Source organism: Polyangium fumosum (genome assembly GCF_005144585.1).
Lineage (GTDB): Bacteria > Myxococcota_A > Polyangia > Polyangiales > Polyangiaceae > Polyangium > Polyangium fumosum.
The window spans coordinates 57,621-74,046 of sequence record NZ_SSMQ01000022.1; the positions used below are offsets into that span (position 1 = coordinate 57,621).

12 protein-coding genes are annotated in these 16,426 nt (G+C 68.9%); 3 read left to right on the plus strand and 9 right to left on the minus strand.

All coding sequences use genetic code 11. The features are described 5' to 3' along the window. Positions 1-277 precede the first annotated feature (277 nt). Positions 278-2,458, plus strand: a complete 2,181-nt coding sequence (locus E8A74_RS21615; RefSeq protein ID WP_136930945.1) for a bifunctional alpha,alpha-trehalose-phosphate synthase (UDP-forming)/trehalose-phosphatase — start codon at positions 278-280, stop codon at positions 2,456-2,458. Here the strand turns inward: E8A74_RS21615 and E8A74_RS21620 are convergent. From E8A74_RS21620 to E8A74_RS21635, 4 genes are read right to left on the minus strand one after another with little or no spacing between them, the layout of a single operon-like run. After that, complete coding sequence (locus tag E8A74_RS21620; protein ID WP_136930946.1) at positions 2,455-3,456, minus strand: oxygenase MpaB family protein; 1,002 nt, start codon at positions 3,454-3,456, stop codon at positions 2,455-2,457. The two genes, E8A74_RS21615 and E8A74_RS21620, sit on opposite strands and share 4 nt — an antisense overlap. A gap of 12 nt (positions 3,457-3,468) precedes the next feature. Then, the gene (locus E8A74_RS21625) at positions 3,469-3,870 is read right to left on the minus strand and encodes a ribosomal maturation YjgA family protein (RefSeq protein ID WP_211365417.1); all 402 of its coding nucleotides are present in this window, start codon (positions 3,868-3,870) and stop codon (positions 3,469-3,471) included. Positions 3,871-3,905: 35 nt separating this feature from the next. Continuing rightward, complete coding sequence (locus E8A74_RS21630) at positions 3,906-5,414, minus strand: serine/threonine-protein kinase (RefSeq protein ID WP_136930948.1); 1,509 nt, start codon at positions 5,412-5,414, stop codon at positions 3,906-3,908. Positions 5,415-5,426: 12 nt separating this feature from the next. Then, positions 5,427-6,818 (minus strand): sigma 54-interacting transcriptional regulator, encoded by a 1,392-nt coding sequence (locus tag E8A74_RS21635; protein ID WP_136930949.1) that lies wholly within the window; start codon positions 6,816-6,818, stop codon positions 5,427-5,429. A gap of 93 nt (positions 6,819-6,911) precedes the next feature. On the opposite strand from E8A74_RS21635, the gene E8A74_RS21640 reads away from it, so the two are divergent. Then, positions 6,912-7,094: a hypothetical protein gene (locus E8A74_RS21640; RefSeq protein WP_136930950.1), complete on the plus strand. Its 183-nt coding sequence runs from the start codon at positions 6,912-6,914 to the stop codon at positions 7,092-7,094. Between the two features lie 6 nt (positions 7,095-7,100). Here E8A74_RS21640 and E8A74_RS21645 read toward each other — a convergent pair whose 3' ends face one another. Together E8A74_RS21645 and E8A74_RS21650 are read right to left on the minus strand one after the other, a co-directional pair. Beyond that, positions 7,101-8,603, minus strand: a complete 1,503-nt coding sequence (locus E8A74_RS21645) for an OmpP1/FadL family transporter (protein ID WP_136930951.1) — start codon at positions 8,601-8,603, stop codon at positions 7,101-7,103. Continuing rightward, entirely contained in the window at positions 8,600-12,544 is a 3,945-nt protein-coding gene (locus tag E8A74_RS21650; protein ID WP_136930952.1) for a hypothetical protein, read from the minus strand. The genes E8A74_RS21645 and E8A74_RS21650 overlap by 4 nt, the downstream gene beginning before the upstream one ends. 108 nt (positions 12,545-12,652) lie before the next feature. Here E8A74_RS21650 and E8A74_RS21655 point away from each other — a divergent pair, with 108 nt between their 5' ends. Then, the gene (locus E8A74_RS21655; protein WP_136930953.1) at positions 12,653-13,570 is read left to right on the plus strand and encodes a hotdog family protein; all 918 of its coding nucleotides are present in this window, start codon (positions 12,653-12,655) and stop codon (positions 13,568-13,570) included. 7 nt (positions 13,571-13,577) lie between these two features. Here the strand turns inward: E8A74_RS21655 and E8A74_RS21660 are convergent, their stop codons facing one another. From E8A74_RS21660 to E8A74_RS21670, 3 genes are read right to left on the minus strand one after another with little or no spacing between them, the layout of a single operon-like run. Next, positions 13,578-14,399: a metal ABC transporter permease gene (locus E8A74_RS21660; RefSeq protein WP_211365418.1), complete on the minus strand. Its 822-nt coding sequence runs from the start codon at positions 14,397-14,399 to the stop codon at positions 13,578-13,580. Between the two features lie 6 nt (positions 14,400-14,405). Beyond that, complete coding sequence (locus E8A74_RS21665) at positions 14,406-15,233, minus strand: metal ABC transporter ATP-binding protein (RefSeq protein WP_136930954.1); 828 nt, start codon at positions 15,231-15,233, stop codon at positions 14,406-14,408. Then, positions 15,230-16,336 carry a metal ABC transporter substrate-binding protein gene (locus tag E8A74_RS21670; protein ID WP_136930955.1) on the minus strand — a complete coding sequence of 369 codons (1,107 nt, stop codon included), beginning with the start codon at positions 16,334-16,336 and terminating at the stop codon, positions 15,230-15,232. Before E8A74_RS21670 ends, E8A74_RS21665 begins: the two co-directional genes overlap by 4 nt. Positions 16,337-16,426: the final 90 nt, after the last annotated feature.

The window sequence follows — 16,426 nt, forward strand, 5'->3', positions numbered from 1 at the left end:
CCGAGCAAGCAGCAACCACGATTTCGGATCCGTCACGAGCGAACGGCGGAGCTCGACTCCAACAGAAGGAGCAGCGGCGTCGCAATGACGGGGGTTCGTGCTCAGCGCGAGGAGACCATAGAGCGACGCTTCATCAGCGTCGCGGCCACCTTACCCATCTCCCCCGGACCGTGCAAGAAGTTTCCGAATCTCCCCGGGTCCGTTCGTCCGGGAAAGCAGTATTTGTCCACATATCGTTGGTAGACAAAGCTTTCTGACGGTGCCACCCTCCCCCGCCATGGCTCGCCTGCTCCTCGTCTCGAACCGCCTGCCCGTCACCGTGAAGGTCGAGCACGGCGAGGTCCACGTCACCCGGAGCGCCGGAGGCCTCGCGACCGGCATGAAGGGGCCCCACGAGCGCTCGGGAGGCCTCTGGCTCGGCTATCCCGGCGACGTCTCGCGCCTCCCGCCCGAACAACGCGCCGCCCTCGAAGCGCGCCTCGAAGACCTCCGGTACGTCCCGCTCCACCTCTCCCCGGGCGAGGTCTCCAGGTTTTACGAGGGATTCTCCAATGGCGTCCTCTGGCCGCTCTTCCATTACCTGCTCGACCAGGTCCCCATCGGCGAACGCGACTGGGAGAGCTACCGACGCGTGAATGAGCGATTCGCCGACCTCGTCGCCGCGCACCACCGCGAAGGCGACCTCATCTGGGTCCACGACTATCAGCTCATGCTCGTCCCCGGCCTCCTGCGTAAGAAAATCCCCAACGCGCGAATCGGTTTTTTCCTCCACATCCCCTTCCCCTCCGCCGAGGTCTTTCGCATCCTCCCCTGGCGCACGCAGCTCCTCGAAGGCCTGCTCGGCGCCGACCTCCTCGGGTTCCACACGCTCTCGTACCTGCGCCATTTCGCGTCGTCGCTCCTCCACGTGCTCGGCATCGAAGCCAACGTCGATCGTGTCTTCACGGAAGGACGCGAAGTCCGGCTCGGCGCCTTCCCGATGGGCATCGACGCCGCCGCGCTCTCCACGCTCGCCGGCTCGCCCGAGGTCGACGCCGAGGCGCAAACCTTCCGCCAGCCCGGCCAGCGCATCCTGCTCGGCATCGACCGCCTCGATTACACGAAAGGCATCCCGCGCCGCCTCCTCGCCGTCGAGCGCCTCCTCGAACGCGAGCCCTCGCTCCGCGGCAAGGTCCGCCTCGTCCAGGTCACGGTCCCCTCGCGCACCAACGTCGAGGCGTACCAGGGATTCCGCAGCCGGGTCGACGAGCTCGTGGGCCGCATCAACGGCGCCTACGCCACGGTCCATTCCGTGCCGATTCACTCCATGTATCGCTCCTTCAACGAGCGCCAGCTCGCCGCCCTGTATCGCGCGGCCGACGTCATGCTCGTCACGCCCTTGCGCGACGGCATGAACCTCGTCGCCAAGGAGTTCGTCGCGTCCCGCACCGACGACGACGGCGTGCTCGTCCTCAGCGAGTTCGCCGGCGCCGCCTCCGAGCTCGCCGACGCCTTGCTCGTCAATCCGTACGACATCGGCGGCGTCGCGGCCACGCTCAAGCGCGCCCTCACGATGCCCCAGGGCGAGCGGCGGCAGCGCATGCAAAACCTCCGGCAGCGCGTCCTCGAGAACGACGTCCACGGCTGGGCGCAGAGCTTCCTCTCCACGCTCGAAGAGCAATCCGAGGCGTCGAGCGGGCGCTCCCTCGGCGCGACCACGCCCGCGGCCCTCGAAAGCCTCACCTCCGACCTCCGCAAAGCGCCGCGCCTCACCTTGCTCCTCGATTACGACGGCACCCTCGTCCGGTTCGCCCGCGCCCCCGACGACGCCGCGCCCGATCCGGACCTCCGGCACCTGCTCACGGCCCTCGCCCGGCGCCCCGGCACGCGCGTCCACGTCGTCAGCGGCCGGACGCGCGACGTCCTCGAGCGCTGGCTCGGCGACCTGCCCATCGCGCTCGCCGCCGAGCACGGCTTCTGGACGCGTGACGCCTCGGCGCGAGAATGGCGCCCCCGCACGGACATCCCCTCCGATTGGAATGCGAAATTCCTGCCCTTGCTCCGCCAATTCGTCGCCCGCACCCCGGGCACCTTGCTCGAAGAAAAGAGCGCCTCCCTCACCTTCCATTACCGCATGGCCGACCCTGAGTTCGGCGTACTCCAGGCCAAAGAGCTACGGCTCCACCTCGGCGACCTGCTCAAAAACACGCCCGTCGAGATCCTCCCTGGCGAAAAGATCGTCGAGATTCGCCCCATGGGCGCGGGGAGCAGCGCGCTCGTCACTTCGCTGCTCGAAGGCGCTTCCTCCGGCACCCGCCTCGTCGCGCTCGGCGACGACCTCCTCGACGAGGAGATGTTCGCCGCGCTGCCGCCCCCGCACATCGCCATGCACGTCGGCCCGCGCCCGAGCCGCGCCCCCTACCGTTTGTCCGGGCCGATGGCCGCCCGCACCTTCCTCCAGGCCATCGCCGAAGACTAACCGCGCGGGCACCTCCGCATCACCTCTTCCGGCGGCGCGAGCCCCGCGGGGATCCACCCGCGCGCGTCGAGCGCCTGCACGATCCGCGTCGTCTTCGAAACCCCTCCTCCCCGCGCCGCCTCGATCCGCGCCGCCGCCTGGTGCCACGCAGGCACGTACCGCAAGGCCGGCGGCAAATGCCTCGTTCTGCGGAGCGCGCCGAGCGCGATCTCGTACGCCCGTTTTGCGTCCGCGTCCCAGGGCAAACCCACCGCGCTCCGCCACCGCTCCGGCAAAAGCCCCGCGCAGAGCCTCGCGACGCCGCGCATGTACGGCGGACCAAAAAGCACCCGCAGGATATCCTTCGCCATGTCCCCGAGCTCCAGCGCTCCCTCCACCATCTCCTCGAAATAACGCGCGAAGCTCTCCCAGTCGGGCGGCAATTGCTCCGGGGGCAAACCCACCACGGCGCCCCACCGCTTCGACTCCTCGTAAAAACGCGCCCGATCGTCCCGATCGAGCGGCTCCACGGCCGCCTCGTACGTCGTCAGCGCCCCCTGCACCAGCGTGGCGAATACCCATTGCAGGGCCGCCGGATCGTTCGCGCGATAGCGCGTGCCTGCCCGCCCCTCGCTCGAACGCGACGAAATTCCACCCCGGACCCGCTCGTGGAGCTGAAAGATCCGCCCCCCCACCTCGATCGACATCGAGAGATCACCGAAGACGAGCGCGTGGGTCGCGTACACCGTCCGCCGCGTCCTCGCCATCAGCTTCGTTTGATAATCGCTGAACCGCCCCACGCCCTCGGCCACCTCGGGCAGGAGCACCTCCAGGACCACCGCCGGCGGAATGGCGGCCAGCATCGCCCCTTCCCGCCAAATTCGCCGCACCATCCCTTCCTGCGCGAAGAGCCCCTCCACCTGGCCCACCGCGTGCTCACGCGCGTAGGCGAGGCAACGCTCCCGCTGCTGCCTGTCCTTTTGGGAAACTGCCGCGAGATTTTCGTAGAGGTCTGGCATTGCAACAACGTATCACGACGGCCGCTCCCTCCGCAGCCTCCACGCGCGCTCGATCCCGGCCCCGGCGCTCACACCGACCGCATAATAAATGAGGTCCATCACATGGAATCCATGTCCGAGCGCGAGCCCACCGAGCCGCGTCGCGCGGATCGCAGCCACCCAGGGCGCGTGATAAAGCTGACTGACCTCGATCGCGTAACAAAAGAGCAGCGCAACGGCGGATGCGACAGCCGTCCGACACGCGGGAACGAAGAGCCCCACGAGCCAGAAGCTCATCGTGGCATAAAGCGCGTCCCCCGCTCCTTTCGATAGCCACGCCGGCAAGCCCGGAATTTTCCGCGACAAAAGCCCGAGCCCGATCGTCACGAGCACGAGCGCCGCGTACAGCCCCCGCGAACGACGAGGCGCCGACACGTCGCAGGGGGTATGTCGCGACGAACGTTTCGCCATCAAAGGCAATGCCGCTTGTACTTCTTTCGACCGGACGCGTCGATGAAGAAGGGCGGATCGCAGCCGGCGCTCGCAGCGGCAGGTTTCGCCCGCGTCGTCGTCGTCGTCGGGCGCGGCGCCGCGGTCCCGCTGGGCGAAACGCTCGGCGGCGCAGCCGCGACGACGCTCGTCGCGGAAGGCGCCGGCGCAGCCGCGGCAGAGGGAGCGCTCGTGATCACGGATTCGGGCGCGGCGACGCTCGTGGCCATCGGAGGCGCGCTCTGCGCGGCCGCGGTGCTCGCCGGCACACCCCGCAGCAGAATGACGACGAGCACCACCACGAGGAGCCCGACGAGCCCGACGAGCCCGATCACGACCGGCGTCACGCGCCGCTCCGGCGCATGCGTCGGCGTCGCACCTGGCACCTCCGTTTTCGCCGTCAAAGCCACCACCGACGCCGGGGGCTCCTCGCGGGACGCCGCCACGTCGAGCAACGTCGCCTCCCCGGGGCCCTGCGCGGGCAGGCTCGAAAGCATGGGCCGCAACGAGCGGCGCTCCTCGCTCTCGATCGCCAGGATCAACTGCGCGCGCTCGGCGAGCGTATCCCCCGCCATTTCCTCGACCCACGCGGCGATCTCCGACGGCGTCGCCAGCGGCCCGCACGCTTCGAGCGCCATCGCCATTTCGAGCGCCGTGGGAAAACGCGCGTCCGCGTCGCGCCGGAGCGCGCGCAACGTGACCTCGTCGAAACAAGCGGGCAGCGCGGCCACGCGTTTGCTCGGCGGCTCGACCTCGGCTTCGAGCAGGCGCACGAGCGCGAGGTCCTCCGACGCGCCCGCATAAAGCCGCCGACACGTGAGCGTCTCCCAGAGCACGACGCCCGCCGCATACACGTCCCCCCGCCGATCGAGCACCTCCCCGCGGAGCTGCTCGGGCGACATGTACGCGAGTTTTCCCTTGATCGTATGGTCGCTCGTCACGTGCGCCCGCCCGGCCGCCCGCGCAATGCCGAAGTCGAGCACGCGCGCGACGCCGTCCGCGCCCACGAGCACGTTCTGCGGCGACACGTCGCGGTGCACCACGCCGAGCGGCTCGCCCCGCGCGTCGCGCGCCTCGTGCGCCGCGTGCAGCCCTCGAAGCGCATTCGCCAGCACCGCGGCCACGATCGGCGGCGGGATCTTCTGCTTGCGCTTGCTCGCCGCGCTGATGAGCCGCGCGAGCGGCTCGCCGTGCACGTACTCCATCACCAGGAAGACCTCGCCTTCCTGCGACACCACGTCGAGCGTGCCCACCACGTTCGGGTGCCGGATCCGCGCCGCGATCCGCGCCTCGTCCGTGAACATCGCGACGACCTCGGCGATCCTCGCGTGCCAGGGATGGAGGCGCTTGATCGCCACCGTCCGCATGAACCCCTCGTCCCCGAGGAGCCGCCCGAGGTGGACCGTGGCCATGCCGCCCGCCGCGATCTCGTCGTGCACGCGATAACGGCCCAGCACGAGCACCCGGGGCGCGCCGCGTTCGCCTTCCATTCAGCCCTGAGACTACCCCTTGTGGCGCGCCTTGATGAGCTGAAAGTAGCGCCGCGCAATCCCCGACGCCGCGGCGGCCGCGCCCACGTTGCCGCCGTGCGCCGCGAGCACCCGCTGCACGTACCGCCGCTCGAACTCCTCGACCACGCGCTCGCGCGCCCGCGGCAAAGGCAAATCGAGCGCGAGGATCTCCTCGGCGAAATCTGCCGGCGCGGGCTTCGGCGGCGCGCTCGGCCGCGGCACGCCCGACGCGCGCGGCGTGTTCGGCCGGAGCGTCGCGATCGGCGCGAGCTCGCCGAGGGCCACGCGACGCGCCACGGCGTTGTAGAGCTCGCGCACGTTGCCCGGCCACGCGTAGTCCGCGATCCGCCGCGCGAAATCGGGCGGGAACGGCGTGTCCTTGCCGGCCAGTTGACGCCAGAAGTGTTGCGCCAAGACAACCACGTCCCCCGATCGCCTCCGCAGCGGCGGCAGCTCGATCCGCGCCACCGCGAGCCGGTAGAACAGATCGTCACGGAACCTCCCCGCCTGGATCTCGTGATCGAGGTCGCGCCGCGTCGCCGCCAGGATCCGCACGTCCACGCGGACCCACCGGTTCGATCCGACGCGCTGCACCTCCGAGCGCTCGAGCGCGCGGAGCAGCTTCGCCTGCAGCGGCAGCTCCAGATCGCCGATCTCGTCGAGCAAGAGCGTGCCGCCGTGCGCCTCCTCGAACACGCCCTTGCGGGACTCGGTCGCGCCCGTGAACGCCCCGCGCTCGTGCCCGAAGAGCGCGGACTCGACGAGGTTCGGCGGGACCGCCGTGCAATCGAACACGACAAACGGCCCCTGCTTGCGGGGCCCGAGCTCGTGCAGCGACTCGGCCAGCACCTCCTTGCCCGTGCCCGTCTCGCCCTCGATGAGCACGGGCACGGCCGCGCTCGCGAGCCGCTCGCAGAGCGGATAGAGCGCGCGCATCTCCGGGCTCGCGCCGAACATCGCGCCGAACCGCACGGCCGAGGGGATCGCCGCGGGCGCTTGATCGGCGAGCCTGTCGATGCGGATCTGCGTCTCGCCCATCGTGACGACCTCGCCGCCCGTGAGCAGCGCGCCGAGGACGGCCACGCCTTGCACCGACGTGCCGTTCGTCGACTCGAGGTCTGTCACGCGGAGCTTGCCGCGCAGGATCTCAAAGGCCGCGTGCCTGCGCGACACCAGCCGATCGTCGACGCGGAGATCACACATCGGGCTCTGCCCGACGAGCACGCGCGACGGGTGCCCGGGCGCGATCGTGAACGTCTGTCCGCGGCTCGCGCCGGCGACGACCACGAGCGAAAACCCGGGCGAGGCCGCGCGGTCGGGCCTGCGCACGAGCTCCGTCTCCACCTTGTCGTCGAACTCGTCCTCGTCCTCGCGCCCGCTCATGCCGCGCCATCTCAGCACGCACGCACGCCGACGTCACGGCCCCGGCGCGCGCCCCGCTTTTCGCCGGAGAGCTCGGGCTCCATGCCTTCGCGCATGAACCTCGAGATCGCGGACGAAGAAGCAAGGGAGCTCAAGCTCGCGCTCGACATCCGGCTGCGGGAGATGCGCAACGAGCTCGTCCACACGGACGATCACGCCTACCGGGATGACCTGCGCAGATCGCTCGAACGGCTGGAGAAGGTCGCGGAGAAGGTCAGCGGAAGCGGGACGCGCTGACGGCGCCTACGTCCCGCTCCCCTCCGGCTCCGGCTTCGGCTTCGCCGGCGCCGCCTTCCCGAACGTGTACATCGCGCCGAGGCCCACGATCGTCGCGTTCGCCGCATACGTCCCGCCGTTGATGATGTTCGGCTGCGGCGCGGGGTTCGCCACGAGCGGGCTCACCTGCGGGATCTTCGCTTCGCGTGGATCGACGTCCTGCGAGAACATGATGGCGTGCGCCACCACGAGGTCGAACCGGAAGGGCCCGACGTGGAGCCCCGCGCCGACCGAAGGCGTCAGCTTGTTCGAATCGATCGTCAGCACCGAGACGTATTCGTTCGGCACCGCGCTCGTCTCGAAGCGGAGCCCCGCCCGCACGTCGAGCTGCATCTTCCCCACGGGAATCGCGTATTCGCCGCCGACCTGCGCCGAGAACGCGCCCCGGAAATTGCGCGGCAGATTCACGGGCGGCAAGAGGTACGTCTCGGGAAACCCCACCACGTTCTTCAGCGCGACCCCGTTCGGATTCACGCGAATGCTATCGTGGACCCCCCAATCCTCGTAGGCCACCGCGAGCTCGGCCCGGAGCTTGTCGTTCGGCCGCGCCTCCACGCCGAGCCGCACGTTCCACGGCAGCTCGAAGGCCACGTCCGCGTCCTCGCCTTCCTGCCGCGCCGTCGCGAACGGCGCCGCCGACGGGAGCCGCGTCCGGATCGTCCCGCTCGACCGCACCCAGAACGGCAAATGCCCCGACAAACCCACCCGCACCTTCGGGTGCGGGATGTAAATCACGCCCGCATTCGCCGACGGCGCGATGATCGGCCCGACGGCGAGCTCCGCGAGCACGTCCCACGACGGCTGCTCCGGCGCGCAGAAGAACCGGTCCGGCACGCATCCCGAGAAGACCACCGTGCTCCGGAACGTCCCCGCGAGCACCTCGATCCCCGCGCCGATCCGCAGGTTCGGCGTCGGCGCGTAGGCCGCGTACGCGCCGCCCACTGCGAGGACCGAGCCTTCGAGCGAGAGCAACGAATACCGCTGCGGCGCGGGTTGCCCGTTCGAGGTCTCGGGGTACGTCGCGATGCCCACGTATGGCGCCCATAACCCGACGCCCACGACCCATTGATCGTGCGGGACGAACGAAAACCCGAGCGTCGGGATCGGCAGAAACGGCGCGCTCCCCCGGACCGGATCGAACGTCTGCACGCGCTCGTTCACGGTCGCGCCCGTGTTCGGATCCGTCTGCCGGACGATCGTGCTGCGCGTGTATTCGCTCGAAAAATGAACGTAACTCGCGTCGAAGAGCACGCTCATCCCGGCGTCGTAGAGCCCCGCGGGGTTGTAGACGACGGACCCGAGATCGTCGGCGCCCGCGACGAACGCCCCGCCCCGGCCGAGCGGGCGCACGCCGCGCTCGGACAGATAGAGGCCCGCCGCGCCGGCGGATTCGGAGAAGAGCCCGAGAGAAACGGCGGCGAGCGCGCCCAAGGCGAGCGCGCGCTTCCGCGGGGAGGGATTTCTGGTCATTGACGCGGCCGCTTCTGAACGATGGTGTAGATCTGCTCGAGGCCGCGGGTCGGGCTCGTCAGGAAATCACGCGCGGAGCCGAAGATCGTCTCGTAATCGGTAGGCGCGAGCGGCCCCGGGTTCGCCGCCGCGTCGATGCGGCTCACCTCGGCCACCGTATCCATGATGATCTCCAGCGGCGAGAGCCTCGCCACGCCGTTCACCGGCTCCATCGGCGTCACGAGGTTCGGCAGGATGTGATCCATCACGTGGTACTTGTCGTACACGTCCGAATTGAGCGCCTTCAGGAGCTGGAGCGCCGCCGGCAATGCGCCCTTGTTCCCCGCCTCGTCCTCGGGCCGCGCGCCCGGGGCCGCCGCATTGAGGAGCGGCGCGATCTCGGTATCGGCGAGCAGCGCTTGCAACGCGTCCGCGAGCGACGAGAGCGTCGCTTCGAGCGCCTGCCCGTCGCTCGCGGACGACAGGAGATGATCGAGCAGCCGTTCGAGCTCACGCCGCGCCGTCTCGTCCTGCCGGATCTTCTCCAGCAGGTCCACGAGCGCGGCCGCCATCGGGCTATCGAGCCCATCGGCGAGCGACTTGCCGAGCTCCTTCGCCCAGGTACACGGCGTCCCCTTCTCGCGATCCGGGCAATGCGCGTTCACCTGCTCGCGGAACACGCGCAACGTCGTCGAAAGCGCCCGCGGGATCGCCGGGTTCGCGAACTTCGCCGCCGCGCCCTCGCCCTCCACGGCGAGGAACTGATCCACGAGCTGCGAGCGCGCCCGCTTCCATTGCCCCTTGCGCCTCTCCGCGTCTGCCTTGCACGTGTCGTACGCCGCCTGGCAATCGGCGAGCTCTTGCCCCGCCTTTCCGGAACAGCCACACGCGTTGTCGAAGCGCAGATCCATCGCGTGCAGCCCGTCGGCGAACAACGTGAACACCGTGTGCTGCGCCTGCGGCGTCCCGTCCACCCACGTCGTGCCCTTGTTCCCCTTCCGATCCGTCATCCCCGCGGCCGCGGCGTATGCCGGATCGAACAGGAGCTGCGCAGTCTTTTCGAGCACGTCGGCGCCCGTGAGCACCTTGCCCGCGTTCGGCCCGCGCGCGACCGTGACCTTCGAGACGTCGCGCATCGCTTTCGAGAACTCGTGCAGCGCGGGCACGATGTCGGTCATGAACGCGTCCGCCAGGATCGGCTCGTACGTGTTCACGCCCGCGCCCGAGCAATAGATCGGGTTCGTCTTGGCATCTCCGCTCGAATCACACTCCGCGCCGTGATCGGGCCCCGGCCAGTGGCGCTTCAGGATCTCGATCAGGTCGAGCAGCATGACCTCTCCGTCGGCCACGAACTCGCCGTTCTGCTGCGTGCATTGCGTCCCCGCCGCGTTGCACGTCGCGTTCGCGAACGTGGTCACGAGCGGCCGCAGGTAATCGTAAAACCCGAACCGTTCGAGGACGAACAGCGTGTTTTCCCCCCGCAAGCGCAGAATGTCCGCCGACGTCTGGCACTTGCGCGTTTCGATCTGCGTCTGCGGACAAACCACGGTGGGGACGGGCTCGATCAGGTTCGAGATGAAATCGTTCGTCTTCTTGTTCTTCGCGTTGCCGCCGAGGATGTAGAGGTCGATGTCCGGCAGCACGCTGAACTGATCCGACGTCGCACCGAAGAAGACGAGCCGGTTCAGCGCCTTTGGTTCCGGCTTCAGCGTCAGGCCCGTGATGCCCGACGATTGCTCGAAGAGCGCGCCCTTGTCCGTGAAGACGCCGAGGAAGTTCAGGATGCCTTCGAGCGTGCCCGATTTGATCTTGAACTCGGCGCGCTTCGGGTGATCGGCCGGCAGGACCGAGTCGAGGTAAAACACCCCGAGGTTCGGGAACGCGAGCAGCTCGCATTCGTCGTAGCTGCCGATGAGCGGCCACGACACCGTGAGGCTGCCGAGCGCCGCCTTCACCTTCGCGCCCTGCTTGTTGCACGCCTTCACGTTGTTCGCGTGATGAATGATGTCGAGCGTCCGCTCCCAGCACGAGCGGTTTTCCCCCGCGACCGGCTTCGTCCGATCGACGGGCGTCGACGGATCGAGCGTGTTGTTCGTCGTGACGTTCCACGCCGGACCATTGAGGTCGTCGTCGTAATACGTCATCTCGTCGCGGTTCGTCATGAGCCGCATCAGCGACTCGCCCATGTGCGAGACGCCGCCGGTCGGCGTCACGAACGCCGGATCCCCGAACGATCCGATGAGCTTCGCCGTGAGCCCCGGCCGCTGCGTGACCCGCCCCATCACGGCCGCGATCTCGTCCCAGATCGGCGCCTCGTACGGGATCCCCGCGCGCTTCTCCGTGCCCTGCGCCGCGAGCGTATCGTGATCGAGCGCGATCTTCCGGATCTTCAGCGCCGCGCCGAGCAACCGCGAAAGCTCCTGCTCGTGGTTCTCCACGAGATCGATGAGCCCGAGCACGAGCGCATCCGACTCCGGATCCGCGAGGATCTGCCCGAGCGCATGCGCGAGATCCGGCAGCGGCGAGGTATCGGCCTTGAAACGCCGATACGGAACACAGCTCGCACACTCGGTCCCCGCGGGTTTGACCTCCTCGGTCTCCAGATCGTAGACCGCGTCCTCGCGATCTCCGAGCAGCATCGTCGCCCCCGCGACCGCGTACATCAACGTCTCGCGCTCGTCCTTCCACGCATCCTCGCCGCCGCTCGGCGCGTACTGCGTCGCATCCACGAGCGGCGCGAGGTCCTGCGCGACTGCGCCGATCAACGTGCGCGACGTGTCGACGTATTCGTAGATCTGCGGCTCGGCGCGGCCATACGGATCCGTGCCCGGCGTTCCTTCGGGACTGAACGGCGCGAGCGCCGCGACGGGCACGTTGATGTTCGTGACGAATTGCCCGAACTCGTCCGTGTCGGCGAACCCGTCTCCGTCCGTATCCGCGAACGGCGCGGGCACCGTGCCCGCCTGCCCCGGCACGTTGCCGAACGGCACGACGAACCCGCGTCGATCCCGCCGCGCGATCCACGTCGGCTCCGCGGATGCATCCTTCGCGTACCGCGCGTCCTGGTCGAGCAGGATCCGCGAGAGCATTTCGAGCGTCTCCATCGGCCGGTTCGGCTGCGCCGTCGCCGGGTCCACGACGAGCGGCGCGAGCGGCGCGAGCGTCGGCTTCGAAGTCGCGAGATCGCGCTCGACGACGCGGAGGATCTGCGTGAGCTCGGGCGCCATCACGCCCTCGGGCGCGAGCACGTCGAGCGCGCTGCCGAGCAGCGGGCGCAGCCGCGGATACGAGAGCAAAGGCCGCACCGCACCGAGCGCCGCGCCCGTCGGCCTGTATCCTTGCCGCCCCCATATCTTCGAGAACGCTTGCCGTGCGGGCTCGCTCTGCATGAACGAGGCGAAGACCTCGCCGAGCGCGCGCGTCGAAGCGGGCACCGTGGGCGTTCCTTGGGGCTCGAACGGATTCGACTCGTAGAGGCGCGAGAGGTTCTGGCTGAACGACAGGAGCGCGTCGTGCAGCCGCACCTTGTCACCTTCGGCCTCGGTCGTGACGTCGTCGATCTCGATGTCGGGGAAGATCGCGTTGAAGGCCTGCACGAGGTCGCTGCGCCGCTTCGCCATGGCCTCGACCTTGGCGATGCCGAGCGCACGCGCCGTCTCCTGCTTGGCCCCGCGCGCGGGCGGCAGGAAGCTCGTATCGACCGTATCCGCGTAGATCCCCTGGTTCGAGTAGTGGCAGATCGCATGGTACGATCCGCCCGTGAGATCTTCGGTCAACGAACTCGCGCCGATACGATCGCAGAGCACGCCGTAAAGGTCGTCGCCGAGCGTAGCCTTCGGCGGCGCAATCCGGGTGGTATCGATGCCCTCGTGGCACGACGCGGCCGCAGCGACGGTGGCGACCAGGCCAAACGAACGAAGAACACGGCGCAAGACAGGCGAGCGAGTCAGACGAGCGCGCATGTGGACCCTCCCACGCGAAGGATTCTACACGAGCCCTGCCCCACCAGGAACGCCGACGTTCGACAATTGTCACGAGCGAGGCGCCCAAAGGTTGCTACATCGCCGCGCATGACGTTCATCCCCGCGGAACCCGAGGTCCCGGAAGCACAACGCGCGGCGGGGCCGCTGGTCCTGCGTTACGAGGACATTAGTCAGAACGGAAAACTCCTGCTCGACGCGATGCCGGTGGTGCTCGGGCCTTCAGTGTGGCGGGCGGTGTGGCAACGAGGCGCGGCGCCCGCGCTCGCGGCGGAGGGGATCGTCCCGATCCTGAGCCGTTTCGTGATCGAGGGCGGCGAGGGCCCGCTCTCGGTGATGTCCAAGGTCGAAGGGGACGGACGATTCCAGATCGCGCACACCGTGGGCGCAGACGGCGCGGTCGAGCGGCTGATGCTGAACATGTGGTGCGACGTGTACGGCGAAGCAGGGCGCACGCACGGGCCTCCGCCGGCAAACGCGGGCGAGCGCCTGCTCGCCGGTCGTGTCTTCGCCGAGCACGTGATCACGCGCCCGTTCGGCCCCCCGGAGGCGCGCAAGATCACGCGGGTCTCCGTGCCGGGTCTTCCCGAGGTGCCGCCCGACCGCCATGCGTGGCGACCGCCCGAGGCCTCGATCGAGCTGCCGCCGGGGGCGCGCTGGCTCGACGACGCATTCACGCTCGACGCGACGCACGTGCTCTTTGGTCTCGACCACACGGACTCGAACCAGCACGTCAATTCGCTGGTCTATCCGCGCCTCTTCGTGGACGCCGCGCTGCGCCGGTTGTGGGACCACGGCTGGAAAAACCCACAAATCGCGCGCGCCGCAGAGATCGCTTACCGAAAGCCGAGTTTCGCCGGCGAACGGGTGCGGGTCGCGCTGCGCGCGTTCGCGCGGGACGACGCGGCGGGCGTGGCAGCGATCCTGATGTCGGACGAGGAGGCCCAGGGGCCGATCGAGAAGGCGCGGCCGCGGGTGTTTGCGCGGATGTGGTTTGGCGAGTCTTGAAGGGCGCTCACTTCTTCTTGAACAAAAGGGCCAGCCCGAACATCCCCCCCAGCGTCAGGATGATCGTCGCCCCGCTGGCCACGTCCGCGTAGTACGAAAGCATCAATCCAATCGACGACCCGACGACCCCGATGGCCACCGCGAGCAGCGCCACGCGCCCGATGCTCCGCCCCACCATTTTCGCCGTCGCAGCCGGGATCACCACGAACGAGCTCACCAGCGCGATCCCCACCGTCTTCACGGCCACCACGATCACCACGGCCGTCAGCGCCAGCAACATGTAATCGAGCGCGGCCACCTTCACGCCCGACAGCGCCGCGAGCTCCGGGTCGAACGTCGCATACGCGAGCTTCGTCCACGTGAATGCCATGAGCAGCGTCGTCACCACGCCGACCACGCTCACCGTGATCAGGTCGTCCGGGGATATCGCCAGAATGCTCCCGAAGAGCACCGTCTCGACGTTCACCTGCGGACCGTCCGTCGATCGGAGCCCCAAGAGGAGCACGCCGAGCGCGAACGACACGGCCGAAAACACGCCCGTCGCCACGTCCCCGCGCAGGCTCCCGCGCCGCAGGACATAACCGATGCCGAGCGCGATCAGCACCGTGAACGGCAGCGCCACCCACGTCATTCGCTCCAGCGACACGCCGAGCAAAAGGCCGAGGGCGATGCCACCGAACGCCGCGTGCGCCAGGCCGTCGCCGATGAACGACAGGCCCCGCTGCACCACGAAGACGCCGATCATCGCGCAAAGACCGCCCACCACCGCGCCAGCGATCATCGCCCGCATCATGAAGGGCACCAGCAAGGGCTCGAGCCATCCGTCCACGAACGTTCACTCCTCGTCCGGCAATTTGTGGTGATGCGAATGCGCCGCGTGGTCGCCGCCCGCCACGGCCGATATCGCCGAGAGCGACGCCTGGCCGAGCAGCTCGCCCGGCAATCCCCACGCGGAGACGCGCCCCGCGTCGAGGTACACCACCCGCTCGGCGCAGCGCGCGACCGCCGCCAGGTTGTGCGTCACGAGGATCGCCGCGAGCTCGTCGCTCGCCGAGATCTCCGCCAGCAAATCGAGGAACTCCGCCCGGCCCTTCACGTCGACGCCCGCCGTCGGCTCGTCCAGGATCACGAGCGACGGCTTGTTCACGAGCGCCCGCGCCAAAAAGACCCGCTGCGTCTCGCCGCCCGAGAGCCGCGCGATCTCCTTTTCGAGCAGCTTCTCCCCGCCCACGTGCCGCAGGATCTCGATCGCGCGGGCGCGCTCCTCCTCGCGGATGCGCAAAGGCCAGCTCCCGCGCATGCTCGCCACGATGAGATCGATCGAGCGGGCCGGGAACGTCATGTCGCTCGTCTTGCGTTGCGGCACGTAGCCCACGTCCCGCAACGCTTTTTGCGCGGGTTTGCCCAGGATGCGGATCGAGCCGCTCGTCGGCGGCATCAGGCCGAGCACCGTCTTCAGGAACGTGCTCTTGCCCGCGCCGTTCGGGCCGCAGAGGCATACGAACTCGCCCTTCGGCACCCAGAACGAGATCCCGTCGAGCAGCCTCCGCCCGGGCACGTCGACGATGAGGTTCTCCACCTCGAGGACCCGCGTCAGCGATGGATCGGGCAGCGTGAAATGCCCTTGCGGTATCCCGTCCGCTTCGGCGTGTACGGCGCTCATTTCAAGGCCTTGTCGAGGACATCCGCGTTCTTCAGGAAGAGCTTCTCGTACGTCTCGGCGCCGGCGCTGCCGCCGATCGGATCGAGCTCGAAGAGCGGAAGCTTCCCCTGATCGGCGATCACCTGCGCGGGCCTGCGATCGAGCTGCGGCTCGGAGAAGAGCGCCGCGGGCTTCGTCTTCTCGACCGCGGCGAGCACGTCCTTCACGTATCGCGCCGTCGGCTCCTTGCCGGGGAACGGCTCGATCACGGCCGCGATCGAGAGGCCGTAGCGCTCGGCGAAATAGCCCATCGAGCCGTGGAACGTGACGATCGTCTTTTTCGTCCAGCCCTTCGCGCGCGCTTCGAGGTCCGCGTGCAGCTTGTCGAGCTCCGCCTCCACGGCCTTGCCGCGCGCCCGGTAGCCCTCGGCGCCCTTCGGATCGAGCTTCGCGAAGGCCTCGACGAGCTCGGGCACGACCGACTTCATGCGCACCGGATCCAGCCAGAAATGCGGGTCCTCGGCGCCGTGCGCGTGGTGATGGCCGTGGTGGTCGTGCTCGCCCTTCGCCGCGCCTTTGGGCTCGGGCTTCGGCGCGTGGTCGCCGTCGTCGTGCTCGCGGCCGTCTTCGTGTTTCTCGTGCTCGTGCTCGTGCTTCGCCTTGTCGTCGTGATGATCGTCGTGGCCCTTCGCGTGGTCCTCGCCCTCCTCGGCGGCGTCGGCGCCGACCTCCTCGGCCGTCATGCGCCGCGGGTTCGCCTTGGGGCCGAGCTGCACGATCGGCACGTCCGTGCCCGCGGCGCCCCGCACGATCTTCTCCAGCCAGCCATCCATGCCGAGGCCGACCGAGATGCCGAGCTTGCTCTTCGCGACCTGCGCCATCTCCTTCGGCGTCGGGTCGTAGCTGTGCTCGGAGCGGCCCGGCGGAAGCACGAGCACGACGTCGAGGCCGTCGCCCGCGACGCGTCGCGCGATGTCCCATAACGGGAAGATCGAGACCGCGACGCGGGGTTTGTCCGAGGAGGTAGCGGGCCCGTCCTTGCTGCGGCTACTGCAAGCCGCGGCGACGAGCACGACGAGGACGAGGACGATGGAACGCAGAACCGTGGCGAGTCTCGACGACATGAACAAGGCTTCCCCCCGGGCGAGGACCGGGGCGGCAGGATCGAAGCGAGGGGGGATGCGTGTCAAGCAAGCTCGGATGCGACTCGGGCG

Coding starts and splice junctions, on each gene's coding strand:
- E8A74_RS21645 (WP_136930951.1), bottom strand. CDS start 8,603: ATGACCAGAAATCCCTCCCCGCGGAAGCGCGCGCTCGCCTTGGGCGCG.
- E8A74_RS21670 (WP_136930955.1), bottom strand. CDS start 16,336: ATGTCGTCGAGACTCGCCACGGTTCTGCGTTCCATCGTCCTCGTCCTC.
- E8A74_RS21665 (WP_136930954.1), bottom strand. CDS start 15,233: ATGAGCGCCGTACACGCCGAAGCGGACGGGATACCGCAAGGGCATTTC.
- E8A74_RS21630 (WP_136930948.1), bottom strand. CDS start 5,414: ATGGAAGGCGAACGCGGCGCGCCCCGGGTGCTCGTGCTGGGCCGTTAT.
- E8A74_RS21650 (WP_136930952.1), bottom strand. CDS start 12,544: ATGCGCGCTCGTCTGACTCGCTCGCCTGTCTTGCGCCGTGTTCTTCGT.
- E8A74_RS21640 (WP_136930950.1), top strand. CDS start 6,912: ATGAACCTCGAGATCGCGGACGAAGAAGCAAGGGAGCTCAAGCTCGCG.
- E8A74_RS21620 (WP_136930946.1), bottom strand. CDS start 3,456: ATGCCAGACCTCTACGAAAATCTCGCGGCAGTTTCCCAAAAGGACAGG.
- E8A74_RS21615 (WP_136930945.1), top strand. CDS start 278: ATGGCTCGCCTGCTCCTCGTCTCGAACCGCCTGCCCGTCACCGTGAAG.
- E8A74_RS21655 (WP_136930953.1), top strand. CDS start 12,653: ATGACGTTCATCCCCGCGGAACCCGAGGTCCCGGAAGCACAACGCGCG.
- E8A74_RS21635 (WP_136930949.1), bottom strand. CDS start 6,818: ATGAGCGGGCGCGAGGACGAGGACGAGTTCGACGACAAGGTGGAGACG.